This window comes from Streptomyces violaceoruber (assembly GCF_033406955.1).
Lineage (GTDB): Bacteria > Actinomycetota > Actinomycetes > Streptomycetales > Streptomycetaceae > Streptomyces > Streptomyces violaceoruber.
Genome location: NZ_CP137734.1, coordinates 7,159,154 through 7,185,529, shown reverse-complemented (window position 1 = coordinate 7,185,529; position 26,376 = coordinate 7,159,154). Strand labels below are relative to the sequence as shown.

At 73.7% G+C, this 26,376-nt stretch carries 28 protein-coding genes; 14 read left to right on the top strand and 14 right to left on the bottom strand.

Annotated elements, in window-relative coordinates; translation table 11 throughout:
- Nucleotides 1-32 precede the first annotated feature (32 nt).
- Nucleotides 33-1,160, bottom strand: a complete 1,128-nt coding sequence (locus R2E43_RS32255; protein WP_003977587.1) for an 8-amino-7-oxononanoate synthase — start codon at nucleotides 1,158-1,160, stop codon at nucleotides 33-35.
- A 150-nt stretch (nucleotides 1,161-1,310) separates the two neighbouring features.
- On the opposite strand from R2E43_RS32255, the gene bioB reads away from it, so the two are divergent.
- The 4 genes from bioB (at nucleotide 1,311) to R2E43_RS32235 (ending at nucleotide 5,575) form a co-directional block, all read left to right on the top strand.
- Nucleotides 1,311-2,534 carry a biotin synthase BioB gene (gene bioB / locus R2E43_RS32250; protein ID WP_030866069.1) on the top strand — a complete coding sequence of 408 codons (1,224 nt, stop codon included), beginning with the start codon at nucleotides 1,311-1,313 and terminating at the stop codon, nucleotides 2,532-2,534.
- The gene (locus R2E43_RS32245; protein ID WP_003977585.1) at nucleotides 2,527-3,813 is read left to right on the top strand and encodes an adenosylmethionine--8-amino-7-oxononanoate transaminase; all 1,287 of its coding nucleotides are present in this window, start codon (nucleotides 2,527-2,529) and stop codon (nucleotides 3,811-3,813) included. Before bioB ends, R2E43_RS32245 begins: the two co-directional genes overlap by 8 nt.
- A gap of 1 nt (nucleotide 3,814) precedes the next feature.
- Complete coding sequence (gene bioD, locus R2E43_RS32240) at nucleotides 3,815-4,531, top strand: dethiobiotin synthase (protein WP_003977584.1); 717 nt, start codon at nucleotides 3,815-3,817, stop codon at nucleotides 4,529-4,531.
- 366 nt (nucleotides 4,532-4,897) lie between these two features.
- Nucleotides 4,898-5,575, top strand: coding sequence for a class I SAM-dependent methyltransferase (locus R2E43_RS32235; RefSeq protein WP_003977583.1), 678 nt, complete (start codon nucleotides 4,898-4,900; stop codon nucleotides 5,573-5,575).
- A 21-nt stretch (nucleotides 5,576-5,596) separates the two neighbouring features.
- Here the strand turns inward: R2E43_RS32235 and R2E43_RS32230 are convergent, their stop codons facing one another.
- Both R2E43_RS32230 and R2E43_RS32225 read right to left on the bottom strand, forming a co-directional pair.
- A complete protein-coding gene (locus R2E43_RS32230; RefSeq protein WP_003977582.1) occupies nucleotides 5,597-5,971 on the bottom strand; it encodes a hypothetical protein in 375 nt (124 codons plus the stop codon).
- Nucleotides 5,972-5,990: 19 nt separating this feature from the next.
- On the bottom strand, nucleotides 5,991-6,218 hold the full coding sequence (locus R2E43_RS32225) for a hypothetical protein (RefSeq protein WP_003977581.1): 228 nt from the start codon (nucleotides 6,216-6,218) through the stop codon (nucleotides 5,991-5,993).
- 107 nt (nucleotides 6,219-6,325) lie between these two features.
- Between R2E43_RS32225 and R2E43_RS32220 the strand changes: the two genes are divergently transcribed.
- The 6 genes from R2E43_RS32220 to mug all read left to right on the top strand — a co-directional run bounded on the left by R2E43_RS32220 (nucleotide 6,326) and on the right by mug (nucleotide 12,295).
- Nucleotides 6,326-6,751 carry a GNAT family N-acetyltransferase gene (locus R2E43_RS32220; RefSeq protein WP_003977580.1) on the top strand — a complete coding sequence of 142 codons (426 nt, stop codon included), beginning with the start codon at nucleotides 6,326-6,328 and terminating at the stop codon, nucleotides 6,749-6,751.
- A gap of 82 nt (nucleotides 6,752-6,833) precedes the next feature.
- Nucleotides 6,834-8,240, top strand: coding sequence for a hemolysin family protein (locus tag R2E43_RS32215; RefSeq protein WP_011027670.1), 1,407 nt, complete (start codon nucleotides 6,834-6,836; stop codon nucleotides 8,238-8,240).
- On the top strand, nucleotides 8,237-9,250 hold the full coding sequence (locus R2E43_RS32210) for a hemolysin family protein (RefSeq protein ID WP_003977578.1): 1,014 nt from the start codon (nucleotides 8,237-8,239) through the stop codon (nucleotides 9,248-9,250). Before R2E43_RS32215 ends, R2E43_RS32210 begins: the two co-directional genes overlap by 4 nt.
- A 96-nt stretch (nucleotides 9,251-9,346) precedes the next feature.
- Nucleotides 9,347-10,129, top strand: a complete 783-nt coding sequence (locus tag R2E43_RS32205) for an SGNH/GDSL hydrolase family protein (RefSeq protein WP_030866063.1) — start codon at nucleotides 9,347-9,349, stop codon at nucleotides 10,127-10,129.
- Nucleotides 10,130-10,295: 166 nt separating this feature from the next.
- A complete protein-coding gene (purB, locus tag R2E43_RS32200; RefSeq protein ID WP_003977576.1) occupies nucleotides 10,296-11,738 on the top strand; it encodes an adenylosuccinate lyase in 1,443 nt (480 codons plus the stop codon).
- Between the two features lie 20 nt (nucleotides 11,739-11,758).
- On the top strand, nucleotides 11,759-12,295 hold the full coding sequence (mug, locus tag R2E43_RS32195; RefSeq protein WP_079021350.1) for a G/U mismatch-specific DNA glycosylase: 537 nt from the start codon (nucleotides 11,759-11,761) through the stop codon (nucleotides 12,293-12,295).
- A gap of 199 nt (nucleotides 12,296-12,494) precedes the next feature.
- On the opposite strand, the gene R2E43_RS32190 is transcribed toward mug, so the two are convergent.
- The 3 genes from R2E43_RS32190 to R2E43_RS32180 all read right to left on the bottom strand — a co-directional run bounded on the left by R2E43_RS32190 (nucleotide 12,495) and on the right by R2E43_RS32180 (nucleotide 14,650).
- A complete protein-coding gene (locus R2E43_RS32190; RefSeq protein WP_319230717.1) occupies nucleotides 12,495-12,935 on the bottom strand; it encodes a hypothetical protein in 441 nt (146 codons plus the stop codon).
- 66 nt (nucleotides 12,936-13,001) lie between these two features.
- Complete coding sequence (locus R2E43_RS32185; protein ID WP_003977573.1) at nucleotides 13,002-13,727, bottom strand: ABC transporter permease; 726 nt, start codon at nucleotides 13,725-13,727, stop codon at nucleotides 13,002-13,004.
- Between the two features lie 2 nt (nucleotides 13,728-13,729).
- On the bottom strand, nucleotides 13,730-14,650 hold the full coding sequence (locus R2E43_RS32180; protein WP_319230722.1) for an ABC transporter ATP-binding protein: 921 nt from the start codon (nucleotides 14,648-14,650) through the stop codon (nucleotides 13,730-13,732).
- A 107-nt stretch (nucleotides 14,651-14,757) separates the two neighbouring features.
- Here R2E43_RS32180 and R2E43_RS32175 point away from each other — a divergent pair, with 107 nt between their 5' ends.
- The 3 genes from R2E43_RS32175 to R2E43_RS32165 all read left to right on the top strand — a co-directional run bounded on the left by R2E43_RS32175 (nucleotide 14,758) and on the right by R2E43_RS32165 (nucleotide 17,843).
- A complete protein-coding gene (locus R2E43_RS32175; RefSeq protein ID WP_319230725.1) occupies nucleotides 14,758-15,912 on the top strand; it encodes a sensor histidine kinase in 1,155 nt (384 codons plus the stop codon).
- A gap of 14 nt (nucleotides 15,913-15,926) precedes the next feature.
- Nucleotides 15,927-16,589 carry a response regulator transcription factor gene (locus R2E43_RS32170; protein WP_003977570.1) on the top strand — a complete coding sequence of 221 codons (663 nt, stop codon included), beginning with the start codon at nucleotides 15,927-15,929 and terminating at the stop codon, nucleotides 16,587-16,589.
- 99 nt (nucleotides 16,590-16,688) lie between these two features.
- Nucleotides 16,689-17,843, top strand: a complete 1,155-nt coding sequence (locus R2E43_RS32165) for an ROK family transcriptional regulator (protein ID WP_003977569.1) — start codon at nucleotides 16,689-16,691, stop codon at nucleotides 17,841-17,843.
- A gap of 39 nt (nucleotides 17,844-17,882) precedes the next feature.
- On the opposite strand, the gene R2E43_RS32160 is transcribed toward R2E43_RS32165, so the two are convergent.
- Both R2E43_RS32160 and R2E43_RS32155 read right to left on the bottom strand, forming a co-directional pair.
- A complete protein-coding gene (locus R2E43_RS32160) occupies nucleotides 17,883-18,644 on the bottom strand; it encodes a GntR family transcriptional regulator (RefSeq protein WP_003977568.1) in 762 nt (253 codons plus the stop codon).
- A gap of 190 nt (nucleotides 18,645-18,834) precedes the next feature.
- Nucleotides 18,835-19,722 carry an RNA polymerase sigma-70 factor gene (locus R2E43_RS32155; protein WP_003977567.1) on the bottom strand — a complete coding sequence of 296 codons (888 nt, stop codon included), beginning with the start codon at nucleotides 19,720-19,722 and terminating at the stop codon, nucleotides 18,835-18,837.
- 153 nt (nucleotides 19,723-19,875) lie between these two features.
- Between R2E43_RS32155 and R2E43_RS32150 the strand changes: the two genes are divergently transcribed.
- A complete protein-coding gene (locus R2E43_RS32150; RefSeq protein WP_168715470.1) occupies nucleotides 19,876-20,754 on the top strand; it encodes an alpha/beta fold hydrolase in 879 nt (292 codons plus the stop codon).
- On the opposite strand, the gene R2E43_RS32145 is transcribed toward R2E43_RS32150, so the two are convergent.
- From R2E43_RS32145 to R2E43_RS32120, 6 genes are all read right to left on the bottom strand, one after another.
- Nucleotides 20,706-21,575: an alpha/beta fold hydrolase gene (locus R2E43_RS32145; protein WP_003977565.1), complete on the bottom strand. Its 870-nt coding sequence runs from the start codon at nucleotides 21,573-21,575 to the stop codon at nucleotides 20,706-20,708. The genes R2E43_RS32150 and R2E43_RS32145 overlap by 49 nt on opposite strands.
- Before the next feature lie 43 nt (nucleotides 21,576-21,618).
- Nucleotides 21,619-22,887, bottom strand: coding sequence for a beta-ketoacyl-[acyl-carrier-protein] synthase family protein (locus tag R2E43_RS32140; protein ID WP_191848772.1), 1,269 nt, complete (start codon nucleotides 22,885-22,887; stop codon nucleotides 21,619-21,621).
- Nucleotides 22,884-23,141 (bottom strand): acyl carrier protein, encoded by a 258-nt coding sequence (locus R2E43_RS32135; protein WP_003977563.1) that lies wholly within the window; start codon nucleotides 23,139-23,141, stop codon nucleotides 22,884-22,886. Before R2E43_RS32135 ends, R2E43_RS32140 begins: the two co-directional genes overlap by 4 nt.
- Before the next feature lie 131 nt (nucleotides 23,142-23,272).
- Nucleotides 23,273-24,391, bottom strand: a complete 1,119-nt coding sequence (locus tag R2E43_RS32130) for a 2-oxo acid dehydrogenase subunit E2 (RefSeq protein WP_332056792.1) — start codon at nucleotides 24,389-24,391, stop codon at nucleotides 23,273-23,275.
- Nucleotides 24,388-25,401, bottom strand: coding sequence for an alpha-ketoacid dehydrogenase subunit beta (locus R2E43_RS32125; protein WP_030866043.1), 1,014 nt, complete (start codon nucleotides 25,399-25,401; stop codon nucleotides 24,388-24,390). Before R2E43_RS32125 ends, R2E43_RS32130 begins: the two co-directional genes overlap by 4 nt.
- Nucleotides 25,398-26,369 (bottom strand): thiamine pyrophosphate-dependent dehydrogenase E1 component subunit alpha, encoded by a 972-nt coding sequence (locus tag R2E43_RS32120; protein WP_332056791.1) that lies wholly within the window; start codon nucleotides 26,367-26,369, stop codon nucleotides 25,398-25,400. The genes R2E43_RS32125 and R2E43_RS32120 overlap by 4 nt, the downstream gene beginning before the upstream one ends.
- Nucleotides 26,370-26,376: the final 7 nt, after the last annotated feature.

The window sequence follows — 26,376 nt, the reverse complement described above, 5'->3', positions numbered from 1 at the left end:
CACCGGACGACGCACGGCCGTGTCCCGCCGACTCATGGCCGCGTTTCGCCGATCACCCGTACAGCGCGCTCGATCTGTTCCCGGGAGAGGTCCCCGCGAGCGGTCAGCCTGAGCCGTGAGATGCCGTCGGGCACGGAAGGAGGGCGGAAGCAGCCCACGGACAGGCCGGCCGCTCGGCAGTCGGCCGCCCACCGCACGGCCTCCTCCGCGGAGGGTGCGCGCACCGAGACGACCGCGGCGTCCGGACGTACCGCGTCCAGCCCCGCGGTGGTCAGGCGTTCGTGCAGTTCGGCGGCGACGGCACGGGCCCGCGCCGCACGCTCCGGCTCGCGGACGAGCAGCCTGAGCGCCGCGAGGGCCGCCCCGGCGGCGGCGGGGGCGAGTCCCGTGTCGAAGATGAACGTGCGGGCCGCGTTGACCAGGTGGGCGACGACCCGGGCGGGGCCCAGCACGGCGCCGCCCTGGGCGCCGAGCGACTTGGACAGCGTGACGGTCGCGACCACGTCGTCGCGGCCCGCGAGGCCCGCGCCCTGCGGGGCGCCCCGGCCGCCGTCACCGAGGACGCCGAGACCGTGGGCGTCGTCGACGATCAGCCCCGCCCCGTACGCCCGGCACGCGTCGGCCAGTGCGGCCAGGGGCGCGGCGTCGCCGTCGACCGAGAAGACCGTGTCGGAGACGGCCACGGCGGGTCCGTCGTGCGTCGCCAGTGCCTTGCGCACGGCGTCCGGGTCGGCGTGCCCCACGACCTGGGTGGTGCCGCGGGCGAGCCGGCAACCGTCGATCAGCGAAGCGTGGTTGCCCGCGTCGGAAACAACGAGGCTGCCGTGCGGTGCCAGGGCGGTGACCGCGGCGAGGTTGGCCGCGTAGCCGGAGGAGAAGACCAGCGCGGCCTCGAAGCCGCAGAACCCGGCCAGTTCGCTTTCGAGTTCGGCGTGCAGTGCGGTGGTGCCGGTCACCAGCCGGGAGCCGGTCGCACCGCCGCCCCAGGTCCGCGCGGCCGAGGCCGCCCCTTCCACGACCTCCGGGTGCCGGGCAAGACCCAGGTAGTCGTTGCTCGCCAGGTCCAGCAGCGACGACGACGCCGGGCGGGGGCGCAGAACCCGTACGAGTCCGGCCTCGCGGCGCGCCCGGTCCTGCTCCTCGATCCAGCCGAACGCCATGGGACGGTCCTCCGGGGTTTTGTAGGCAATGAACAGACATTAGCGGTCCGGCCACCCCCGCGAGGTGTGGCAATACCCACACGTCGATCTGTCAGTGTTGTGCAAAGTCTCCTTGGCCGCGGACGGCCCCTTAGGACAGGATCGGCTCTCATGGACCTGCTGAACACGCTGGTGGACAAGGGGCTTCGGCGCGAGACGCCGACCCGCGAGGAGGCGCTCGCCGTCCTCGCCACTTCCGACGACGACCTGCTCGACGTGGTGGCCGCGGCCGGAAAGGTGCGCCGCCACTGGTTCGGCCGACGGGTGAAACTCAACTACCTCGTCAACCTCAAGTCGGGCCTGTGCCCCGAGGACTGCTCCTACTGCTCGCAGCGGCTGGGCTCCAAGGCGGAGATCCTCAAGTACACCTGGCTCAAGCCCGACCAGGCCTCGGCGGCCGCCGCGGCCGGAGTGTCCGGGGGCGCCAAGCGCGTGTGCCTGGTGGCCAGCGGACGCGGTCCGACCGACCGGGACGTGGACCGCGTCTCGGACACCATCAAGGCCATCAAGGAGCAGAACGAGTCCGTGGAGGTCTGCGCCTGCCTCGGGCTGCTCTCCGACGGCCAGGCGGAGCGGCTGCGGGAGGCCGGGGCCGACGCCTACAACCACAACCTCAACACCTCCGAGTCGACGTACGGCGACATCACCACCACGCACACGTACGCCGACCGGGTGGACACCGTGAACAAGGCACACGCGGCCGGGCTGTCCGCCTGCTCGGGGCTCATCGCGGGCATGGGCGAGAGCGACGAGGACCTGGTCGACGTGGTCTTCTCGCTGCGCGAACTGGACCCGGACTCGGTGCCGGTCAACTTCCTGATCCCGATGGAGGGCACGCCGCTGGCCAAGGAGTGGCACCTGACCCCGCAGCGGTGCCTGCGCATCCTGGCGATGACGCGGTTCGTCTGCCCGGACGTCGAAGTGCGCATCGCCGGCGGGCGCGAGGTCCATCTGCGCACGATGCAGCCGCTCGCGCTGCACCTGGCCAACTCGATCTTCCTCGGCGACTACCTCACCAGCGAGGGCCAGGCGGGCCACGCGGACCTGGAGCTGATCGCCGACGCCGGCTTCGAGGTGGAGGGCGCCGGCGAGGTCACGCTGCCGGAGCACCGCGCGTCGGTGCGGGACGGGGGCTGCGGCTCGCACGAGGGTGGCGGCGGCTGCGGCTCGCACGACGGCGCCGACGGCGACGCGGGCTGCGGGTCGCACGCCGGTGGCGGAGTGTGCGCCCCCGCGCCCGCGGCCACGACGCCGCGCCCCGCCGAGGAGCCCCGCACGGACCTGGTGGCGGTACGCCGCCGCGGCGCCGGGACGGACCTCGCGCCCAATGCCTGATCCCGCGCTGAACGTCGCCGAGCTGCTGGACCTGGACCGGCGGCACGTCTGGCACCCGTACGGGCCCATGCCCGGCCGGCAGGACCCGCTGGTCGTGGAGTCGGCGAGCGGGGTCCGGCTGCGGCCGGCCGACGGCTCCGGGGAGCTGGTCGACGGCATGTCGTCCTGGTGGTCGGCGATCCACGGCTACAACCACCCGGTGCTGAACGCGGCCGCGCGCGAGCAACTGGAGCGGATGAGCCACGTGATGTTCGGCGGGCTCACCCACGAGCCCGCCGTACGGCTGGCGAAGCTCCTTGTCGACATGTCTCCCGAGGGCCTGGAGCACGTGTTCCTCGCCGACTCCGGCTCGGTGTCGGTCGAGGTCGCCGTGAAGATGTGCCTGCAGTACTGGCGTTCGCTCGGCCGCCCCGGCAAGCACCGCCTGCTCACCTGGCGCGGCGGCTACCACGGCGACACCTGGCAGCCCATGTCGGTGTGCGACCCCGAGGGCGGCATGCACGAGCTGTGGTCCGGCGTCCTGCCGCGCCAGGTCTTCGCGGACGCGCCGCCGGCGGAGTACGAGGAGACGTACGCCGACCACCTGCGGTCGATGGTCGAGCGGCACGCCGGCGAACTGGCCGCGGTGATCGTGGAGCCGGTGGTGCAGGGCGCGGGCGGGATGCGGTTCCACTCCCCCGCGTACCTGCGGGTGCTGCGCGAGGCGTGCGACGCGCACGACGTCCTGCTGGTCTTCGACGAGATCGCGACCGGCTTCGGCCGCACGGGCGCCCTGTTCGCGGCGGAGCACGCGGCGGTGACACCGGACGTGATGTGCGTGGGCAAGGCGCTGACCGGCGGATACCTCACGATGGCGGCCACGCTGTGCACCTCGCGGGTGGCCGAGGGCATCTCGCGGGGCGAGGTGCCGGTGCTGGCCCACGGGCCGACGTTCATGGGCAACCCGCTGGCCGCGGCCGTGGCGTGCGCGTCGATCGGACTGCTGCTCGGCCAGGACTGGCTCACCGAGGTCAAGCGGATCGAGACGGGCCTCGGCGAGGGACTCGCGCCCGCCGCCGGGCTGCCGGGCGTGCGCGATGTGCGGGTGCTCGGCGCGATCGGAGTGGTGCAGCTCGACCACGCCGTCGACATGCGGGCGGCGACGAAGGCGGCCGTGCGCGAGGGCGTGTGGCTGCGCCCGTTCCGCGACCTGGTCTACACCATGCCGCCGTACGTCACGGGCGACGCGGACGTGGCACGCATCGCCCGCGCGGTCTGCGCGGCGGCACGGGAGGGATGACATGCCGGTACTGGTGATCACGGGCACGGGCACGGAGGTCGGCAAGACGGTCGTGACCGCCGCGGTGGCCGCGGCGGCCCTGGCGGGCGGCCGGACGGTGGCCGTGCTCAAGGCGGCGCAGACCGGCGTCGGGCCGGACGAGGCCGGGGACGCCCAGGAGGTGGCCCGCCTGGCCGGGACCGCGACGGTCGCCGAAGTGGCCCGGTTCCCGGAGCCGTTGGCGCCGGGCACGGCCGCGCGCCGGGCCGGACGGACACCGGTGCGCCCGGAGGAGGTGGCGGAGGCCGCGGCCAAACTCGCCACGGAGCACGATCTGGTGCTGGTCGAGGGCGCCGGCGGACTGCTCGTGCGCTTCGACGCGAAGGGCGGGACGCTGGCGGACGTCGCCGGTCTGCTGGGCGCACCGGTGCTGCTGGTGACGTCGGCGGGGCTCGGCACACTGAACACCACGGAGCTGACGGCGCGGGAGCTGCGTTCCCGGGGGCTGGAGCTGCCCGGGCTGGTGATCGGCAGCTGGCCCGGAGCCCCGGACCTCGCCGCCCGCTGCAATCTCGCGGACCTCCCGGACGTCTCCGGCGCTCCCCTCCTCGGTGCGGTCCCGGCCGGGGCGGGGTCCCTCAGCCCGGCCGCCTTCCGGTCGGCGGCACCGCGCTGGCTGGCGCCGCCGTTGGACGGCACCTGGGACGCGGACGCGTTCGGCGACCGGCACGGCCCGTGACCGGCGGGTGCTCGGGACGGGCGGCACTGGAGCGCGCGCCGACGGACCACGCGCCGCCGAGGCGATCCGGGCCACGGGACCCGTTCGGCGCCACGCGGGCAACATGACCGGGGCGGCTTCCCGTCCGGGACGAGCGGCGCGGGAGCGTCCGGGAGGGTGCGGGAGCGCGCCGCTCGGCGGCACCCGGCGGCGGGCAACGTCGCGGCGCGGACACGTTCGCCCTGAGCAAGTCGTCCCGGCCGCCACAGCGGGACGGGGCCGCGCGGTCGGTCGAGGGCGCACCGGGCGAATCGCTCGCGCGGTGGGTGCACCGGGCCCGCGCGGGGGAGAATCGCGGTAAGGCTGCCGCCTCGTGAGGGAGGTCCCATGCCGCTGCGATCCGTCCGGACCCGCGGGGTGCCGCGGGACACCGTGCACCATCCGCTGTTCGCCCGCTACTACGCCCGCGTCAGTGTGGGCGCCGAGACCCGGATGGGCATGGCCCGCGTGCGCCGACGGCTGCTCGCCGGACTGTCCGGGCGGGTGATCGAGGTCGGCGCGGGCAACGGGCTGAACTTCTCCCACTACCCGGGCACCGTGTCCGAGGTCGTCGCCATCGAACCGGAGCGGGTGCTGCGGCAGTTGGCGGTGGAGGCGGCGCTGCGCGCGGAGGTTCCGGTGGACGTGGCGCCGGGCGCGGCGGAGGCCCTGCCGGTCAAGAGCGAGGCCTTCGACGCGGCCGTGGTCTCGCTGGTGCTGTGCAGTGTCCGGGACGTGCCGCGCGCGCTCGCGGAACTGCGGCGCGTCCTGCGGCCGGGCGGGCAGGTGCGGTTCTTCGAGCACGGCCGGGGCGGCGGGCGGGCGATGACCTTCACCCAGCGGGCGCTGGACCGGACGCTGTGGCCTCCGCTGGCCGGCGGCTGCCACCTCTCCCGCGAACCGGTGGCCGCGCTGCGGGAGGCGGGGTTCACCCTCGGGCCCTACCGGCAGGTGATGATGCCGGAGCACGGGCCGGCCCTGCCCAGTTCGTACTGCGTCCTGGGCACGGCCTGGCGACCGTCCTGAACAGCGGTGCGAGCGGCGCGGTCACCCGCTCCAGCCGCGCAGTTCGTCCGCGATCTCCTCGACCGACGCCGCGCCCTTCTTCACGAGCAGCGCGAGGTCCCGCACCCGCTCCGGCGTGGTGACGACCTCGACCCCGCTGGCGACCAGGTAGGCGTAGGCGACCGCGGAGGCGAAAAGGGCGTTGGAGCGCTCCAGCGCCGGGACGTGGATCAGCAGTTGGAGCAGCGCGGCGGCGCGGGCGTGCGGGGTGTCGTAGACGGGGGTGTCGAATATCTCGGCCCGGTGGCGGGCGACGGCGGCGACGAGCGCTCCCCAGTCGGAGACCCGTGGGTCGCCGGGGGTGCGCCGCTCTGCGAGCATCAGCAGCCAGGCGAGGTCGATGGTGAGGTCGTTCATCCGGGACGCGTGCGACGGCTCAGCGCCGGCCCTCGCCGGCCTCCTCGGCGAACACCTTCTCGTACTGGCGCATGAAGTCCGCGGCGGCCTCCACGAAGGTGCGGCCCGCCTCGCCGGTGTCCTGCCGGACCAGTTCCTCGATGTAGCGGTTGACGCTCATCCCCCGGGCCAGGGCCTTCTCGCGGGCCGCCCGGACGGTGCCCTCGTCCACCCGCACGTTCAGCTGGGCCTTCCGGGTCTTCGCCATGTCTTGAAGCTAGCGCCGGAACGCTAGCGGCGGCAAGGGCGTGCCGGGCCCGTCCGCATCCCGGAACGACCGGCACGGGTGCCGGGCGCTCGTGGTGGGATCGCGGCATGACGGATCTGCTTGTGCGGCCCGCCGTGGCCGCCGACCTGGACGCGGTGCTGGCCTTCTGGAAGACGGCCGCCGAGGGGACGAGCATCAGCGACGACCGGGACGGCGTGGAGCGTCTGGTGGCGCGCGACCCCGAGGCACTGCTCCTGGCCGAGCGCGAGGGGGAGCTGGTGGGCACGGTGATCGCGGGCTTCGACGGCTGGCGCTGTCATCTGTACCGGCTGGCGGTGCACCCGGACCACCGGCGCCGTGGCATCGGCTCGGCCCTGCTCACGGCCGCCGACGAGCGCTTCGTCCGGCTCGGCGGGCGCCGCGGCGACGCGATGGTGCTGGTGCGCAACGAACGGGCCCAGCATGCCTGGCGGGCCGCCGGGTACGAGCCGCAGGAGCAGTGGCGGCGCTGGGTGAAGCACCTCACCGACTGAGCGCCCGCGAGGCGAAAGGTTGAAGGCTTGAACATCGGGCGAACCACCGGCTCCTGGCCGATCATGGGTCCGAGGTGACCCGATGACCGAAGTGCTCCTGCTGCTGGTGGCGATCCTGCTCTCGCTCGCGTGCGGCGCCTTCGTCGCGGCCGAGTTCTCGCTGACCACCGTCGAGCGCGGCGAACTGGAGCGCGCCGCGGCGCGCGGCGAGCGGGGCGCGGCGAGCGCCCTCAAGGGCGTACGGAACCTGACCTTCCAGCTCTCCGGAGCGCAGCTCGGCATCACGGTCACCAACCTGGTGGTGGGCATGCTCGCCGAGCCGTCGGTCGCGGCCCTGATCGCGGGGCCGCTGGAGGACCTCGGGGTGTCGCGTTCGGCGGCGTCGTCGCTGGCGCTGGTGCTGGGCACCGCCCTGTCGACGGTCTTCCTGATGATCGTCGGGGAGCTGGTGCCCAAGAACTGGGCGATCTCCTCGCCGCTGGCCGTGGCCAAGCGGGTGGGCGGGCCGCAGCGCTGGTTCAGCGCGGTCTTCCGCCCTTTCATCACCCATCTGAACAACACCGCCAACCGCGTCGTGCGCCGCTTCGGCGTGGAGCCCGCCGAGGAGCTGGCGTCCGCGCGCGGTCCTCAGGAGCTGGCGGCGCTCGCCCGGCACTCGGCGAAGGAGGGCGCGCTGGAGGCCGACACCGCCGAGTTGTTCGTGCGCACCCTGAATCTGGCCGACCTGACGGCGCAGCAGGTGATGACCCCGCGCGTCCAGGTCGTGGCCCTCGACGTCCGGGCGACGTGCGAGGACGTGGCGAACGCGACGCGGGCGACCGGGTTGTCCAGGTTCCCGGTCTACCAGGACGGCCTCGACGCCGTGGTGGGCACGGCGCACGTCAAGGACGTCCTGGCGGTGCCGGCCGAGCGGCGGCCCACGATGCCGGTCGCCGAGCTGATGCGCGAGCCGCTGCTGGTCCCCGAGTCGCTGACCGTGGACCGCCTCCTGGACCGGCTCTCCGGGCGGCGCACGATGGCCGTGGTGATCGACGAGTACGGCGGTACGGCCGGGGTGGCCACGCTGGAGGACATCGTCGAGGAGGTGGTCGGTCAGGTGCGGGACGAGCACGATCCGCACGAGACGCCCGACCTCGACCCGGCCGGCACGGACGAAGCGGGGCACGCGCTGTACTGGGCCGACGGCTCCGCGCGCGTGGACCGGCTCGAGCGGCTGGGCCTGCGGGTGCCCGAGGGCCCGTACGAGACGGTCGCGGGGCTGGTGGCGGCCGGCCTCGGGCGCATCCCCGCCGTCGGCGACAGCCTCGATGTCGCCGGCTGGCGACTGGACGTCGTGGACGCCACGGGGCGCAGGGCCGCCCGGGTGCTGATGCACGCACCCCTTGACGACGGAGCCGACGGAGCCGACGGAGCCGACCGGGTCGACGGATCCGGCGCCGCCGAGTCCGGTCCGGGCGGCGGGGAGAACGAAGGGGAGGCCGGCCGGTGACCGCCGTACAGCTGCTGATCGGTCTGGCGACCCTGGTCGTCAACGCGTTCTTCGTGGGCGCCGAGTTCGCGCTGATCTCCGTGCGCCGCAGCCAGGTGGAGCCGTACGCCGAGGAGGGCGACACCCGTGCGAAGCGCGTGCTGTGGGGGCTCGAGCACGTGTCGGCCCTGCTGGCGGCGGCGCAGCTCGGCATCACGCTGTGCACGCTGGTCCTCGGCATCGTCGCGGAACCGGCGATCGCGCATCTGCTGGAGCCGGTGTTCCACGCGGTGGGCGTGCCGTCGGGCGCCGGGCACGCGGTGTCGTTCGTGCTCGCCCTGGCGCTGGCGACGTATCTGCACATGCTGCTCGGCGAGATGGTCCCGAAGAACATCGCGCTGGCCGAGCCGGTGCGCAGCGCGCTGGTCCTCGGGCCGCCGCTGGTGGCGCTGTCCCGGGCGCTGCGTCCGGTGATCTTCACGGTCAACGCCTTGGCGAACGGGCTGCTCAAGCTGCTCAGGGTCGAGGCCAAGAACGAGGTCGCGGCGACCTTCACGGACGCGGAGCTGGCGGAGATCGTCAAGGACGCGGGCGAGGCCGGGCTGATCGACGACCGGGCACGGGAGCGGCTGCGCGACGCCCTGGAGCTGGGCCGCCGGCCGGTGCGGGACGTGGTGCTGCCGCTGGAACGCGTCGTCCACGCACGCGTGGGCATCACCCCGGAGCAGTTGGAGCGGCTGTCGGCGCAGTCGGGGTTCTCCCGTTTCCCGGTGGTGGACGACGGGCGGCGGATCGTCGGCTACCTGCACGTGAAGGACGCCCTGGACGCCTCGCCGCGGGACCTGCCGTTCCGGCTGCGGGACATGCGCCCCATCGCCCGGGTGCGCGAGCGCACCCCGCTGGACGACGTGCTCACCGCCATGCGGCGCAGCCGTACGCACCTGGCGGCGGTGCTCGGCTCCGACGGACGGCTGGCGGGCCTGGTGACCATGGAGGACGTCCTGCGGGAGCTGTTCGGGCAACGGACCTGAGCCCGGCGTCCGGCGGGGGCCCGCGGGCCCCCGGGGACGAGGCCGCGGAGGGCGACCGACCGGCGGGTATGTGCAGGGGATAGCATTTCCGTCGCCATGCAGACGAACCCCGCGTACACCAGTCTCGTCGCCGTCGGCGACTCCTTCACCGAGGGCATGTCGGACCTGCTGCCCGACGGCTCCTACCGTGGCTGGGCCGACCTCCTCGCCACCCGGATGGCGGCCCGCTCCCCCGGCTTCCGGTACGCCAACCTGGCGGTGCGCGGGAAGCTGATCGGACAGATCGTCGACGAGCAGGTGGATGTGGCCGCCGCCATGGGAGCCGACGTGATCACGCTGGTCGGCGGGCTCAACGACACGCTGCGGCCCAAGTGCGACATGGCCCGGGTGCGGGACCTGCTGACCCAGGCCGTGGAACGGCTCGCCCCGCACTGCGAGCAGCTGGTGCTGATGCGCAGTCCCGGCCGCCAGGGTCCGGTGCTGGACCGCTTCCGGCCCCGCATGGAGGCCCTGTTCGCCGTGATCGACGACCTGGCCGGGCGGCACGGCGCCGTGGTCGTCGACCTGTACGGGGCCCAGTCGCTGGCCGACCCGCGGATGTGGGACGTGGACCGGCTGCACCTGACCGCCGAGGGCCACCGCCGGGTCGCGGAGGCGGTGTGGCAGTCGCTCGGCCACGAGCCCGAGGACCCCGAGTGGCACGCGCCGATCCCGGCGACGCCGCCGCCGGGGTGGGTGACGCGCAGGACCGCGGACGTCCGGTTCGCCCGGCAGCACCTGCTGCCCTGGATAGGCCGCAGGCTGACCGGGCGCTCGTCCGGGGACGGCCTGCCGGCCAAGCGCCCGGACCTGCTGCCCTACGAGGACCCCGCACGGTGACCCCCGGCACCGCGCGGCCCCTGGCAGGCACCGACAGCCGTTCGTAGGCTCCGACGGCCGTTCGTGGGTTCCGTCGGCCCTTCGTGGGCTCCGACGGCCCTTCGTAGGTTCCGACGAACGGCCCCGCGGCGCCGACCTGCACGAATCGCCAGTAGAATCCGTCCACGTGACTTCCGCTCCCGCCAAGCCCCGCATCCCGAACGTCCTCGCCGGACGCTACGCCTCCGCCGAGCTCGCCACCCTCTGGTCGCCCGAGCACAAGGTGAAGCTCGAGCGGCAGCTCTGGCTCGCCGTGCTGCGGGCCCAGAAGGACCTGGGCATCGAGGTGCCCGACGCCGCGATCGCCGACTACGAGCGCGTCCTCGACCAGGTCGACCTGGCCTCGATCGCCGAGCGCGAGAAGGTCACGCGGCACGACGTGAAGGCGCGGATCGAGGAGTTCAACGACCTCGCCGGGCACGAGCACGTCCACAAGGGCATGACCTCCCGCGACCTGACGGAGAACGTCGAGCAGCTCCAGATCCGGCTCTCGCTGGAGCTGGTCCGGGACCGTTCCGTGGCCGTCCTGGCCCGCCTCGGCAAGCTGGCCGGCGAGTACGGCGAGCTGGTCATGGCCGGCCGCTCGCACAACGTGGCGGCGCAGGCGACGACGCTGGGCAAGCGGTTCGCCAGCGCCGCCGACGAGCTGCTCGTGGCGTACGGCCGGGTGGAGGAGCTGCTCGGCCGCTACCCGCTGCGCGGCATCAAGGGCCCGGTCGGCACCGCCCAGGACATGCTGGACCTGCTCGGCGGTGACGCGGGCAAGCTGGCGGACCTGGAGCAGCGGATCGCCGGGCACCTCGGCTTCTCGCAGGCGTTCACCTCGGTCGGCCAGGTGTACCCGCGCTCCCTGGACTACGAGGTCGTCACCGCGCTGGTGCAGCTCGCCGCCGCGCCGTCCTCGCTGGCCAAGACGATCCGCCTGATGGCCGGGCACGAGCTGGTCACCGAGGGCTTCAAGCCCGGACAGGTCGGCTCGTCCGCGATGCCGCACAAGATGAACACCCGTTCCTGCGAGCGCGTCAACGGCCTGACGGTGATCCTGCGCGGCTACGCCTCGATGACCGGTGAGCTGGCGGGCGACCAGTGGAACGAGGGCGACGTGTCCTGCTCGGTGGTGCGCCGGGTGGCGCTCCCCGACGCCTTCTTCGCGCTGGACGGGCTGCTGGAGACGTTCCTGACCGTGCTCGACGAGTTCGGCGCCTTCCCGGCCGTCGTGGCCCGGGAGCTGGACCGCTACCTGCCGTTCCTGGCCACCACCAAGGTGCTGATGGGCGCGGTGCGCGGCGGTGTGGGCCGCGAGGTCGCGCACGAGGCGATCAAGGAGAACGCGGTCGCCTCCGCGCTGGCCATGCGCGAGCAGGGCGCCGAGCGCAACGAGCTGCTCGACAAGCTGGCCGCCGACGACCGCATCCCGCTGGACCGTGCCGCCCTGGACGCGCTGATGGCCGACAAGCTCTCCTTCACCGGCGCCGCGGCCGACCAGGTCGGTGTGGTCGTCGGCCGGATCGAGGACATCGTCAAGCGGCATCCGCAGGCCGCCGGTTACACCCCCGGAGCGATCCTCTGACCCGCTTCACCAGGGCCGAGCTGGAGGCCGCCCGCGACCGTCTCGTACCGGACGTCGTCGCGGACGGCCTCCGCGTGCTGTTCTGCGGCATCAACCCCGGCCTGATGACGGCGGCGACGGGCCACCACTTCGCCCGCCCCGGCAACCGCTTCTGGCCGGTGCTGCATCTGTCCGGGTTCACGCCCCGACTGCTGAAGCCGTCCGAGCAGGACGAGTTGCCGTCGTACGGGCTCGGCATCACGAACGTCGTGGCGCGGGCCAGCGCACGGGCGGACGAGCTGACCGCCGAGGAGTACCGGGAGGGCGGCCGGCTGCTGGGGCGCAAGGTGGCGCGGCTGCGGCCCGGTTGGCTGGCGGTGGTGGGTCTCACCGCGTACCGGGCGGCCTTCGACGAGCCGAAGGCCCGGGTGGGGCCGCAGGAGCGGACGTTCGGGAGCACGCGGGTGTGGGTGCTGCCCAATCCCAGCGGGCTCAACGCGCACTGGACGGCGCAGACGATGGCGCAGGAGTACGCCCGGCTGCGGGAGGCGGCGCACGGGACGGAAGCGCAGGCCTAGGGGGTGTCGTCTGGATCAGGCCGGCCGCGGCCGACGGTGCCTTGTGGCCGACCCGAGCGGGGTCTGGTGCGGGCAGCTGCGAGGCGGAGGAGGGAGTCGACGCGGAGCGTCGGAGACCGACGACAGCGCCGCGGGTGGGCGGGCCGGGCCCCGCGTCTGCGGCATGCTCCGCCGGACGGGTCCCAGGCGCGGGTCGCGGTCACGGTGGTGCTTCCTGCGTGACCACCGCCAGCAGCCGCACCTCGTCCGCCTCGTCGCGGTCGGCGACGGCCAGCGCGACCCAGCGGCCGGTGCCCTCGGCCTCCCAGAGGTACGCCACCCGCGCGGCGACGCTCAGCCCGGCCCACGGCTCGGGTATCTCCTCGCGCCCGGTCCGCAGCAGGACCGTCTGCAGGTTGTAGGGGTCCGTCGGCCCCCAGCGCGTGGCGAGCCGTTCGTAGAGGGCGTCCCGGTCCTTCTCGTACTGCTCGACCGTCGCCGCCCGCTCCCCCGGGGCTCGTCCGCGCAGGCCGCGGCTGCTCTCCAGCACCGCCGTGAAGTACCCGGGAGCCGCGGTGCCCCCGCCCGACGGGCCGTGCTCCGCCGGGAAAGGCCGGAAGCACAGCTCGTCGACGAGGGCGAGGTGCCGCGCGATGTTCATGCCTCCAGTAAACCCGCCACCACTGACAATTGGCGGGGCGTCAGCCGCCCCGCCGGTCGTCCGTGGTCAGGCGTCCCGGCGGCGCAGCCGCCAGTAGCCGGCGAGGAGCGCGGCCGCCGCCCACAGCGCGGTCACCGCGAGTCCCGTCCAGGGCCCCAGGGTCCCCTCGTGCGTCTGGTACAGGACGATCTGACCGGCTTGGTCCGGCAGGAAGTCGGCGGCGGCGCCCGCCGCGTCCCCGATCACGAAGGAGACGACGAGGATGAACGGGATCAGGGTGGACAGGGTGGCCACTCCGCTGCGGAACAGAGTGGTGAGCCCGGCCGCGAACAGGGCCATGAGCATGAGGTAGAGCCCGCAGCCCACGACGCCGCGGACCTGCTCGCCCGTGCTGAGCCCGTCCGCCGCCGTGCCGAGGCCCGTACGAGCCGCGAGCAGGGCGGCGAGCGCGGTGGCCAGCCCCACCACCAGGGCCGGTACGGCGATGACCGCCAGCTTCGCCGCGAACCACCGGCCGCGCTGCGGTACGGCGGCCAGGGAGAGCCGGATCCCGCTTCCTTGGTACTCGGAGGAGACGACGAGGGCGCCGAAGGCGATGGCCGCGATCTGGCCGGGCATGACACCGGACAGGGCCGTGAACAGCGGGTCGAAGTCCGGATCGGAGGCGTCGGACGACCCGGCCAGTGCGGAGAACGCCGTGGTGACCACGGACAGGGACAGCAGGGTGCCGCACAGCGAGCGCAGGGTGAGCACTTTGAGCGCCTCGGCGCGGAGGACGGGCGTGAGGTTCATGGTCAGGCCTCCTTGGGCTGTGCGGCGAACTCGGTCTCGGCGGCGGTCAGGTCGAGGTAGGCCTGTTCCAGCGTGCCCTCGGCCGAGGCCAGTTCGAGGACGGGTACGCCCGCGCCGGACAGGATCCGGCCGACGTCCTCCACGCGCGCGTGGCGCACGGTCCAGTACCCGTCGTCGTGTTCCACGGCATCGTGTCCGTGCCGGGCGAGCGCGGCCTTGAGTGCGGTCGCGTCCGATGTCCGGATGCGCACCCGCGGCTGCACGCGCGCGTCGATGAAGTCCCGCATCGGGGTGTCGGCGAGGAGCCGGCCGCGGCCGAGGACGACGAGGTGGTCGACGAAGGACGCGGTCTCGCTCATCAGGTGGCTGGAGACGAGCACCGTGCGCCCCTCGGCAGCGAGCCCGCGCAGCAGTCCGCGGATCCAGACGATGCCCTCCGGGTCCAGCCCGTTGGAAGGCTCGTCCAGCATCACCACCTCGGGATCGCCCAGCAGCGCGGCGGCGATGCCCAGGCGCTGACGCATGCCCAGGGAGTACGTCCTCACCCGGCGGCGGGCCACCGCGGCGATGCCCGTCTGCTCCATCACCTCGTCGACCCGGCGGGCGGGTAGGCGGTTGCTCGCCGCCAGGACGCGCAGGTGGTCCCGTGCGGTGCGCGAGCCGTGGGCGCAGTCCGCGTCGAGCAGGGCACCGACCAGCCGCAGGGGTTCGTCCAGGGCGGTATAGGGGCGGCCGCCCACGGTCGCGGTCCCGGCGGTCGGCCGGTCGAGGCCGAGGACGAGCCGCATGGTGGTGGACTTCCCGGCGCCGTTGGGGCCGAGGAAGCCGGTGACCCGGCCGGGGCGCACGGTGAAGGAGAGGTCGTCGACGGCTCGTCGGGTGCCGTAATCCTTGGTGAGGTCGCGGACGTCGATGCTGGTCATGGCAACAGCGTGGTGGACGCACCGCGCGGAAGCCTCCCCCGCCGGTGGACCGTGCCTCCCCCGTGCGGGGGAGCCGCGCCGTCGGTGCCGGATGACACGATGACGGGATGGTTCGCCTGCTGCGCCCGCTGGTACGCGGGAGGACGTACACCCGGCTGCTGCACCTGTGGGTGCCGGTGGCCGCGCTCAGCGTGTGGTGGTGGGTCGAGCCGGAGCTGCCCTGGGTGCCGCTGCTCGCGCTGGTGGCGGTGGGTCTGATCCCGGCGGTGCGTGTGGGCGAGGTGATGCAGGCCCGGCTGCTGCTGACACCGGACGAGGCGGAGCCGGACTTCGCCACGCTGCCCGCCATCGCCTGGCGGGACCGCTGGCGGACGGTGCTCTGGCTGGAGGTGCGGACGCTGCTGGGCGGGGTGGCCGCCTACCTCACGGTCTGGCTGCCGATCGTGGCGTACACCCTGGCCGCGCGCACGGTGGGGCACGAGACCGAGGACCTGCCGGCCCTGTCGGGCCAACCGCAGTGGTTCTACGGCCTGCTGGCGCCGCTCCCGCTCCTCGCGCTGTACGCGGCCGTGGTCGGCCTCGGCGAGGTGCTCACCGCCGCCGCCCGGCGACTGCTCGGCCCGTCGGCCGCCGAACGCCTCACGGCCCTCGAGGTGCGCACCGAGCAGCTGCTGGAGCGCACCCGCATCGCCCGCGAGCTGCACGACTCCATCGGCCACGCGCTGACCGTGGCCGTCGTCCAGGCGGGGGCCGCTCGCGCGGCGAACAGCCCGGAGTTCACCGACCGGGCCCTGACGGCGATCGAGGAGACGGGCCGGGCGGCCCTGGAGGACCTGGAGCGGGTGCTCGGGGTGCTGCGGGAGGCGGAGCGGCCGGTGAGCGCCCGGCCGACGCTCACGGACGCCGACCGGCTCCTGGAGTCCGCGCGCGCGTCCGGGGCCAAGGTGGACGCCGAGGTCACCGGTCCGCTGGAGAGCCTGCCGGGCCCGGTCTCCCGTGAGGGCTACCGCATCCTCCAGGAGGCGCTGACCAACGTGCTGCGGCACGCCGGTCCGGTGCCGGCCCTGGTCCGTATCGGGGTCGCGGACGGGACGCTCACCCTGGAGGTGCGCAATGCGCTCCCGGACGCCGGGGCCGCCCCGGGCCGCGGGAGCGGTCTGCGCGGCATACGGGAGCGGGCCGCGCTGCTGGGCGGGCGGGCCCGCACGGGGCCGGACGGCGCCGGTGACTGGCAGGTGCGCGTCGAGCTGCCGCTCGGCTGATCTACGCTGGGCGGATGCCGGTCAGAGTGCTCCTCGTCGACGACGAACCCCTGGTGCGCGCGGGTCTGCGGGCCGTGCTGGAGGCGCAGCCGGACATCGAGGTGGTCGGTGAGGCGGCCGACGGGGCGGCGGTCGTCCCGCTGGTGCGGCAGGTGCGGCCGGACGTGGTCGCCATGGACGTCCGGATGCCGCTGCTGGACGGGATCGAGGCCACACGCGCGCTGCTGCGTACGGTGGCCGACCCGCCGAAGATCCTCGTGGTGACGACCTTCGAGAACGACGAGTACGTGTACGAGGCGCTGCGCGCGGGCGCCGACGGCTTCCTGCTCAAGCGGGCCCGGCCGGCCGAGATCGTGCACGCGGTGCGGCTGATCGCCGAGGGCGAGTCCCTGCTGTTTCCCGCCTCGGTGCGGCAGCTGGCCGCCGAGTACGGCGACGGCGGCGGGAACCGCGCGGCCCGCGCCGAGTTGGCGCGCGCCCGGCTGACCGAGCGGGAGGGCGAGGTGCTGCGGCTGATGGCGCGGGGGCTGTCGAACGCGGAGATCGCGGCACGGCTGGTGGTCGGCACGGAGACGGTGAAGTCGCACGTGAGCGCCGTACTGGCGAAGCTGGGTGCGCGCGACCGCACCCAGGCGGTGATCACGGCGTACGAGTCGGGGTTCGTGGCGCCGGGCTGAGGGCGCCGCGGGGAGCGGGACCGGCGGACCGGAACTCGCCGGGGTTCGGCGGGCCGAGTACCATCCGGCCCACACGCGCACGAGCTGGGAGGACGGACCTTGGCAGGCCTGACCGGCGGGGATCCTTCGCTGTTGCGGAGGATCAATTCCGCTGTGGTGCTGCACGCGTTGCGTGCGACGGACGCCGCGACGCTGACCGAGATCACCCGGGTGACGGGGCTGTCCAGACCGACCGTCGAGGGCGTCGTCGAGGGGCTGATAGAGGCCGGTCTGGTCGTCGAGGCGGCCGCCGACGAGGGGACGGCCCGGCGGCAGGGGCGGCCCGCGCGGCGGTTCCGGTTCCGGGTGGAGGCGGGACACCTGCTGGGCCTGGAGATCGGCCCGCACCGCGTGGCCGCGCTCCTGTCCGGCCTGGACGGCCGGGTGATCGGCGCCCAGGCCAAGGACGTGGACGAGAACGCGCCGGCCGACGAGCGGCTGGAGCGGCTGCGTACGGCCGTGGCCGAGCTGCTGCGCCGGGCCGGTGTGGCGCGCGGCTCGCTGCGGGCGGTCGGCGCGGCCACACCCGGCATCGTCGAGGCGGACGGCACGGTCCGCCTGGGCACCGCGCTGCCCGGGTGGACGGGTCTTGGCCTGGGTGAGCGGCTGAGCCGGTCCTTCAAGTGCCCGGTGCTGGTGGAGAACGACGCGAACGCGGCGGCGGTGGCCGAGCACTGGAAGGGGACCGCCACCGAGTGCGACGACATCGTGTTCGTGCTGGCCGGTCTCAGTCCCGGGGCGGGGGCGCTGATCGGCGGGCGGCTGCACCGGGGGTACGGCGGGGCGGCCGGGGAGATCGGCGCGCTGCACCTGCTGGGCCGGGACGTGACGCCGGAGACGCTGCTGTCCACCACGGACCAGCCGCTGCACCCGCTGGACGAGCAGGCGGTCGCCAAGGTCTTCGCCGAGGCCCGCGAGGGCGACGAGCGGGCCCGTGCGGCCGTCGAGCGCTTCATCCAGCGGCTGGTGCACGACGTGGCGGCGCTGGCGCTGGCGCTCGATCCCGAGATGGTCGTCATCGGCGGCTGGGCGGCCGGCCTCGACGGCGTGCTGGAGCCGTTGCGCCGGGAGCTGGCCCGCTACTGCCTGCGTCCGCCGCGGGTGGCCCTGTCGCTGCTGGGCGAGGCCGCGGTGGCGACGGGTGCGCTGCGGCTGGCCCTCGACCATGTGGAGGAGCAGCTGTTCGCGGTCGAGGGCGCGACGGCCCGCCGCTGATCCACGGGCGGCGGTGGGTCCGCGGCGGGGGCGGGTCGGTCAGGAGGCCCGGGTCTCGGGGCCGTGGTGGATCTCGACGTCGCCCGAGTCGCCGAACGTCAGCCGGCAGGTGTCCGCGCGGTAGGTGGCGACGGAGAGGGCGGCGGTGCGGCCCTCGGCGAGGTAGCGGGTGGTGACGACGAGGACGGGCGCGCCCGGGAGGCGGTCCAGCTCCTTCGCGTCCTCCGCGCCGGCCGAGCCCAGCTCGACGGCGCTCTCCTGCCGCTCCAGGTCCCCGCGCTGCAGTTCACGCAGGACGGCACGCGCGCGTGCGGGGCCGGCGGGCGCGTCGATGGCGGTGAGGTCGGGCACCGAGGACGCCGGGACGTACAGCAGTTCCGCGGCGACGGGCTGGCCGTGGCTCACGCGGGAGCGGCGGACGGTGTGGACCGGCTCGTCGCGGTCGGTCTCCAGGGCGTCGGCCACGGCCGCGGGAGGTGCCGCGAGGACGCAGTCGGCCGGCTGCCAGGCGTCGTCGGCCGTCCCGGGCCAGGCGTGCTCCCGGGTGCCGACGGCCACGCCGACGCGTGGCGGCGCCACGGTCGTACCGACGCCCCGGCGGCGCTGGAGCCTGCCCTCCAGCTCGAGCTGTTCCAGGGCCTGGCGCAGGGTCGCGCGCGCGACGCCGAAGCGGGCGGCGAGATCGCGTTCGTTGGGCAGTATCTCGCCCACCTCGAACTCCGAGTCCAGCGCCTCGCTGAGCACGGTCCTGAGGTGCCAGTACTTGGGCTCCGGCACCGATTCCAACTGCGTGGTCCCCACCCTGTCCTCCGCAATCGCCGTGGTCCGGCGGCGTTTTGACGCCCTTGTTTATTAAAGGTTGTTGCAGTTCTCTGCGACCATAAAACGCCCCACCCCCTTGGTCAAGACCAATCCCGCGACGGAACGGCCCCGGCCCCCGTCGCGGGACGGGTCCGGGGCCGTGAGATGCCGCAGGGAAGACGGGGCGGGGTCAGAGAACGCCGGCCAGTGATACCAGTTTGTCCGGGTTTCGGATGATGTACATCGACTGGATGCGGCCGTCGACGACGTCCACCTGGACGACGGAGTCCGGCTTGCCGCCGGAGCGGACCAGCAGGGCCGGGCCGCCGTTGAGTTCCAGGAAGTGGAAGGTGGCGTCCGGAACGCCCTGCCGCGCGACACCGAGCAGGAAGCGGCCCACCTTGTCGGAGCTCTCCAGCACACGCAGCGGTGCCTTGGACCGGCCGCCGCTGTCGCCCACCAGCCGGACGTCCGGCGCGAGCGTGGCCAGCAGGCCGGCCAGATCACCCTCGGCAGCGGCGGCGAGGAAGCGCTCGGTGAGGTCGCGGCGCTGCGCCGGGTCGACGTCGTAGCGGGGGCGCCGCTCGTCGACGTGCTTGCGGGCGCGTCCGGCGAGCTGGCGCACCGCGGCCTCGCCGCGCTCCAGCATGGCGGCGATCTCCGCGTACGGGTAGCCGAAGGCCTCCCTGAGGACGAACACCGCCCGTTCCAGCGGCGACAGCGACTCCAGGACGACGAGGACGGCGAGGGAGACGGAGTCGGCGAGGACGGCCCGCTCGGCGGTGTCCGGCACCGCGTCCCCGAAGTCGGTGACGTAGGGCTCGGGCAGCCACGGGCCCACGTACGTCTCGCCGCGCGACTTGACCTGGCGCAGCCGGTCGATGGCGAGCCGGGTGGTGACGCGCACCAGGTACCCGCGGGGCTCGCGCACCGCGGCGCGGTCGGCACCGGACCAGCGCAGCCACGCCTCCTGGACCACGTCCTCCGCGTCGGCCAGGCGGCCCAGCATCCGGTAGGCGACGCCCAGGAGGACGGGCCGGTGCTCTTCGAAGACGTCGGTCGCGGTGTCGGTGGTCACCGCTCCATCCCAGCGGACGCGTCCGGTGCTGTCCAGACGGAACCGCTCGTACCCGACACCGGGTCTACCCGTCGGTAGCCATTGCTGACAAGCTGTCTACCCGAAGCCATCGCACGCGCGTTCCCGGAACACCCGTTCCCGACAAGGAGCCCCATGTCCGCAACGCTTTCCTTCACGGCCCCCACCGCTCACGGTCCGCGCGACATCACGCTCGCCTACGCGCGCGTGGGCGCCGGCGAGCCGCTGCTACTGCTGCACGGCATCGGTCACCACCGGCAGGCCTGGGACCCGGTGGTCGACATCCTGGCCACCGAACGCGACGTGATAGCCGTGGACCTGCCGGGGTTCGGGCAGTCGTCCGCGCTGCCGCCGGGGCTGCCGCACGATCTGCCGACGACGAACGCGGTGCTCGGCGCCTTCTGCGGGGCACTGGGCCTCGACCGTCCCCATGTCGCGGGCAACTCGCTGGGCGGACTGCTGGCCCTGGGGCTCGGCCGCGAGAACCTGGTGCGGTCGGTGACGGCCCTGTCCCCGGCCGGCTTCTGGACGCGGGCCGAGCGGCGCTACGCCTTCGGCGTCCTGATGGGGATGCGCCGGACCGCCCGGAGCCTGCCCCTCCCACTGGTCGAGCGGCTGTCCCGCACCGCGGTCGGCCGCACCGCGCTGACGAGCACGATCTACGCCCGTCCCGGCCGCCGCTCCCCCGAGGCGGTCGTCGCCGAGACGCTGGCGCTCGCACACGCGCCGGGGTTCTCCGAGACGCTCCGGGCCGGACGGAGCGTGCTGTTCACCGACGACGTGCCCGGCGTCCCCGTCACCGTGGCGTGGGGCGACCGGGACCGGCTGCTCCTGCCCCGGCAGGGCATACGCGCCAAGCACGCCATTCCGCGGGCCCGCCTGGTGCGGCTGCCCGGCTGCGGCCACGTCCCGATGAACGACGACCCCGCGCTGGTCGCCCGCGTCCTCCTGGACGGCAGCAGGGCTCAGTCGGCCAGGGCCTTGAGGACTTCGTTCAGCACGGTGGCGTTGTAGGGCATGCTCACGTGCGGGGTGTGGTCGTCCGGGTCGATGTCCTGAAGGACGATGTTGTTGACGTAGCAGCCCTCGGTCTTCGCGAGGGCGCACGACGTGTACGGAGTGACCACGTCGTCGTACTGGGTGGCGATGACGGTGTGGCGGACGCCCTCCGTCGTCTCGCCGAGATCGGCCAGCTCCCGCTGGAAGAGGTGGTCGTGCTGCAGTTGCGGCCAGGCCGGCACGACCTCCCCGACGGCACCCTGCTCCAGCAGTTCCACCGCGCCGGGGATCTGGCGGGCGAGGTTCATCAGCCCCTGGGCGGTGACGCCGTGGTTGCTGGGTGAGATGCCGACGAAGTTGTGCACCTTGGGCCCGCCGCCCAGCGCGTTGAGGTAGTAGCGCGGCATCATGCCGCCCTGCGAGAAGCCGACGAGGTCGACCTGCTGGGCGCCGGTGCGACGCAGGACCTCGTCGACGAAGTCGGCCAGTTGCCGGGCGGAGTGCTTGATGTCGCCGAGGCCGAAGATCAAGGGGTTGCCGTGCTGGCCGTAGTCGAGCCGGAAGACACGGTGGCCGTGTCGCCGCAACAGGGGTACCGCCGTGTTCCACGTGTAGCCGCGGTTGCCGAAGGTGCCGTGCACGAGGACCACCGGGCGCGGATGTTCCTCGCTCGGCGGGGTGTTCCAGTCGTCCTCTCCCGCCTGGACGTCGACGGTGGCGATGACCTGCGCCCCGCCGGCCTGGACGACCGCGCCCAAGCGGTGCGGCGCCTCGGTGATGTCCGTGACGACGTCGTCCGAGTTGACGCCTGGGATACGGGGATTGAGGAAACTCACGATCTTCTCCCTTTCGTTGCAGAACGGCGCCGCCCGAAGGTGCTCACGGTGAAGGAGCGGCCGGCTCCCGGGCCGGTTCGGTGGGGCAGCTTCTGAAGGCGAGTACGGCGTTGTGGCCGCCGAAGCCGAAGGAATGGCTCAGGGCGAGGTCGACGGGCTGCGCCCGGCTGGTGCCGGTGACGGCGTTGATCTCGGCGTCTCCTTCCTGCTTCTCCAGGTTGGCCACGGGCGGCACCCGGCCGTGGGCCACGGACAGGGCGGTGATCGCCGCTTCGACCGCTCCGGCCGCGCCGAGCAGGTGGCCGAGGGTGCCCTTGACCGAGGTCACGGAGGGCTGGTGAGGGAAGAGGCGGCGGATCAGACGGGCCTCGGCGGCGTCGTTGAGCGGCGTGCTGGTGCCGTGCGCGTTGATGTGCTGCACGTCCGCGGGGCGGGCGCCGGCGTCGTCGAGGGCCCGCCGCACGGCGAGGGCGGCGCCCTTGCCCTCGGGGTCGGGTGCCACGGGGTGGTGGGCGTCGGACGATGCCCCGTAGCCCGCCAGCAGGGCGTAGCCGGGGCGTCCGCGGGCCCGGGCCGCACTCGCCGGCTCCAGGACCAGGGCCGCACCGCCCTCAGCCATGACGAAGCCGTCCCGCGCGGTGTCGAAGGGCCGGGAGGCGGCCCGCGGGTCGTCGCCGCGCCGGGACAGCGCGCCCATCCGGTCGAAGCCGGTGACCCAGAGGGGCTGTACGACCGCGTCGGAGGCGCCCGCGACGGCGATGTCGCAGGCCCCGGAGCGCAGGAGTTGCAGGGCGGTGCCGATGGCGGTGGCGCCGGAGGCGCAGGCGGTGACCGTGCACAGCGCCGGGCCCCGGGCCCGCAGGTGGATGGTGAGCTGTCCGGTGGCCATGTTGGGCAGGAACATCGGCAGCAGCAGCGGTGAGACGCGTGCCGTGCCCAGTTCCAGCAGTTTGCGGTGCTGGTCCAGCATGGTGCCGGTGCCGCCGGCCGAGCTGCCGAAGACCACCGCGACGCGGTCCCCGTCCCAGTCGGCCGGGTCCAGACCGGCGTCGGAGACCGCCTCCAGGGCGGCGTGGAGGGCGAACTGGGTGAAGCGGTCGTACTGCCAGGGGCGTGAGCCGGGGACGTGATCACGAGGGGAGAAGTCCGGTACGAGGCAGGCGAAGTCGACCGGGAGGCCCTTGAGTTCGGGGACGTGCCGGGCGGTGGGGCGGCCCGCGCACACGCCGTCCCAGGTGGCCTCGCGGCCGGTGCCGGCCGGAGTGACCAGGCCGATCCCGGTGACGGCGACGTCGGGACGGGCGCCGGTCACGGCTTGACGGCCTCGGCGATGAGGTCGGCCACGCCGGCCAGGGTGAGGTCCGGGTCGGCCTCGCCGTCCTGCACTTCGATGCCGAGTTCCTCGGTGAGTACGACGAACAGCTCCACCACGGCCAGCGAGTCGAGGTCCAGCTGCTCGAAGGTCGCGGTGGGGACGATGGCCTCGGAGGGCACTTCGAACTTGTTGCAGAGAACCGAGGCGAGCAGGTCGTAGGCGCGGCTGTGGGGCGTGGTGTCGGTGGTCATGTCAGGGGTGTCCTTTTCAGTCCGACGGGCGGTACCCCGGGGGGTGGTGGGGTGCCGTGTGGTGGGGTTCCGCGGTGAGGGTTCCGCGGTGGTGGGTTCCGTGGTGGGGTTCCGGGGCGGCGGGGCGGCGGTCAGCCGAGCGCGGCCGGGGCCTCCAGCTCCTCCTTGACGTCCTTGAGCAGGGCCATCGCGTCCCTGCCGTTGACCACCCGGTGGTCGTAGACCAGGCCCAGGTGGACGAACCGGTGGGTGCGAGGAGCGCCCTGCGCGTCCAGGAGCACCTGGTCGTCGACGGCGCCGACGGAGACCACGCAGGTCTGGCCGGGGAAGACGATGGGGGTGGCCAGGACCATGCCCTCGGTGGTGTGCGGGGCGACCATGATGTTGGCCCCGGTGAGTTCGGCGGCCTGGAACGTGCCCCGGAACGCCTTGCTCCGGAAGCCGGTCAGCAGGTCGGCGATCCGGTCGCCGCTCAGCTCGGCGGCGTCGTGCACCACCGGGGTGTACAGACCTCGGCCGGCGTCCATGGTGACGCCCACATGGGCCCGTTCGCTCTCGCGCACCGCGCCGTCGTCGGTGAGCGCGGCGAACATCAGGGGATGTGCCGCGTGCCGGCGCGCCACCGCCTTGATCAGCAGGACGGGCAGCGAGACGAAACTGCCGGTGCGCTCGGACAGCTGCCGGGCCAGTTCCTCCGCCTGTCCGACGTCGACCTTGGCGTAGGCGGCCGCGGCCGGAACGGTCCGCATCGACTCGGTCACCACCGCCCCCACCGTCCGCTGCCGTTTGGACAGTTGGCGCCCGGGGGAGGCGGGCGCCGACGCGGCCCGCCGCACCAGGGCCTCGACATCGGCCGTACGGACGACCGTGCGCCCGAGACCGCGCAGCTCGGCCTCGGACACGCCGTGGCGGTCGGCGAGCGCACGGGCCGCGTTGGTGATGCTCGGCCCCGCGCCGGGGGGTGCGGATGCCGCCGCCGGGGTGGCGGCCGACGCCCGGTAGGAGTCGCGCTCCTCGGCCGACTCGAAGAGGTAGGCGATGGTCTGCCCCGGCCTGCACTCCTGGCCGCCGCCGACGAGGACGTGCAGGATTCCGGGGCCGGTGCTCTCGATCTCCTCACTGGCCTTGGAGGTCTCCACGACCGCCAGCGGTTCCTCGCCCTCGATGCTGCCGCCGTCGGGGACGAGCCACTCGACCAGGGTGTAGCTGGAGTCGTTCGTGTTGAGCGTGGGCAGCTCGATGCCGATCACTTCGTCGCCTCCACGATCGCGCGGTGGATGGTGGACGGCTGGAGCAGCACGCCGTGCTCCAGGTGCGCCGCGGTCGGTACGATGCTCGGCTCGGCGCTCAGCGGCAGTACTGGGCGGGCCAGTCGGCTCCACAGCTCCTCGTGGAGTTGCTGTGCGAGCAGCTCGCCCCAGGTCCCGTCGGCCGTGGAGTCCTCCATGACACAGATGCGGTCGGCGCGGGACAGCACCGGGAGCAGCGCCTTGCTGTCGAAGGGGTAGAGCTGGGAGGGCACCAGCAGTTCACACGTGATCTCCTCTTCGAGGAGCAGGGTGCGCAGGGCGGTGACGGCCCGTTCGGTGAGCCCGCCCGGGGCCAGGACGATCCAGTCGGGGGGCCCGCAGTCCGGCGCGAACACCCGGGCGGTCTCGCTGGGATCGGCCAGCACCTCGTAGCGGAAGAGGTCGTCCACGACCCCCGCCTGGTACATGGCGCGGGTGTAGAGCACCTTGTCCTCGAAGAGCACCCCGGGCTCCTCGCGGTCGAGCATCGCGGTCAGTACGCGCCGGTTGTCGTGGAACGGGGAGACTTCCCGCAGGTGCAGCGAGGGAATGCCGAGGAAGTGCTTCTGCAGGCTCTGGCTGTGCGTCGGACCGTACCCCCGGTTGCCGCCGGTGGGGCAGCGGACGACCATGCTCATCGGGACCCTGCGGCCGTACATGGACACGGACTTGGCGGCGAAGTTCAGCAGCGGGTCGAAGGCCAGCGCGGCGAAGTCCGAGAACATCATCTCGACCACGGACCGGTTGCCGGCCAGGGCCAGGCCCGCGCCCACGCCGGCGATGCCGCCTTCGCTCAGCGGCGAGGACAGCACCCGGTCCGGGAAGCGGTCGGAGAGCCCCCGGGTCACCTTGAACGCCCCGCCGTAGGGGTCGGCGACGTCCTCGCCGATCAGATACGTGCCGGGGTGGGTGCCGAGGAGGTGGTGCAGTGCGCTGTTGAGGTTCTCGGCCACGCGCTGGCGCCTGGTCATCGGGCCTCCCATCGGGACGCCGGACGCGCGCCGACCTCTCGTACGACGGCGGCGACGGCCTCCGCCTGTGCCTGGTCGGCGGCGGCGAACTGTGCGGGACGGTCCTGTCGGTAGCGGCGGTACCAGTCGTGCCGGGCGGCTCGCTCACGGACCTCGGCCGGGCGGGTGTCGTCCCCCTTGCTGTGCGGGCCCACGCGGTGGGTGACGCACTCGACCACGTACGGCCGGTGCCGGTCGCGGACCTGCTCGACCACGGGGGTGAGGGCGGCCCGTACGTCGGTGACGTCCACGAAGTCGATCCGCAGGTGGCCGACGCCGAAGGCCGCCGCCCGGGCCGCGACGGTGCCGGACATCTGCCGCTCGGTCGGTGTCGACTGGGCGATCCCGTTGTGCTCCACCACGACGAGCACCGGGACCTGCCACAGCTGCGCCATGTTGAGCGCCTCGTACACGGCGCCCTCGCCCCAGGTGCCGTCGCCGATGTGGACCACCGCGATCCGGCCCGGCTCGGCCTGCTTCAGGTGCAGCCCGACTCCCACGGCGACGGGCAGGCTCTGGCCCTGTACGCCGGTCGACAGGTAGCGGTCGCGGTAGATGTGCTGGCTGCCGCCCACGCCGTGGCAGACGGCACCGGCCCGCCCCATGATCTCCGCGAGCAGACCGTGCGGGTCGTGGAAGCGGGCCAGGTAGTGGCCGTGCCCGCGGTGGTTGCTGAAGACGTAGTCGCCCTCGTCCAGCAGCGGGTAGAGCGCGACGGGGATGTACTCCTGGCCGAGGCAGGTGTGCGTGGTGCCGTGCAGCCGGCCCTGGGAGAACAGCTCAAGGACGGCCAGTTCGAAGTGGCGGATCATCAGCAGGGTGCCGAGATCGGCGTCGGACAGACGGGACAGGGGACGGGGCACGACACCGGCTTCGGGTTCGCCGGCGGGCCCGAGGTCGACCGCGGGGGACGCGGACGTGACGTTCATGAGGTGC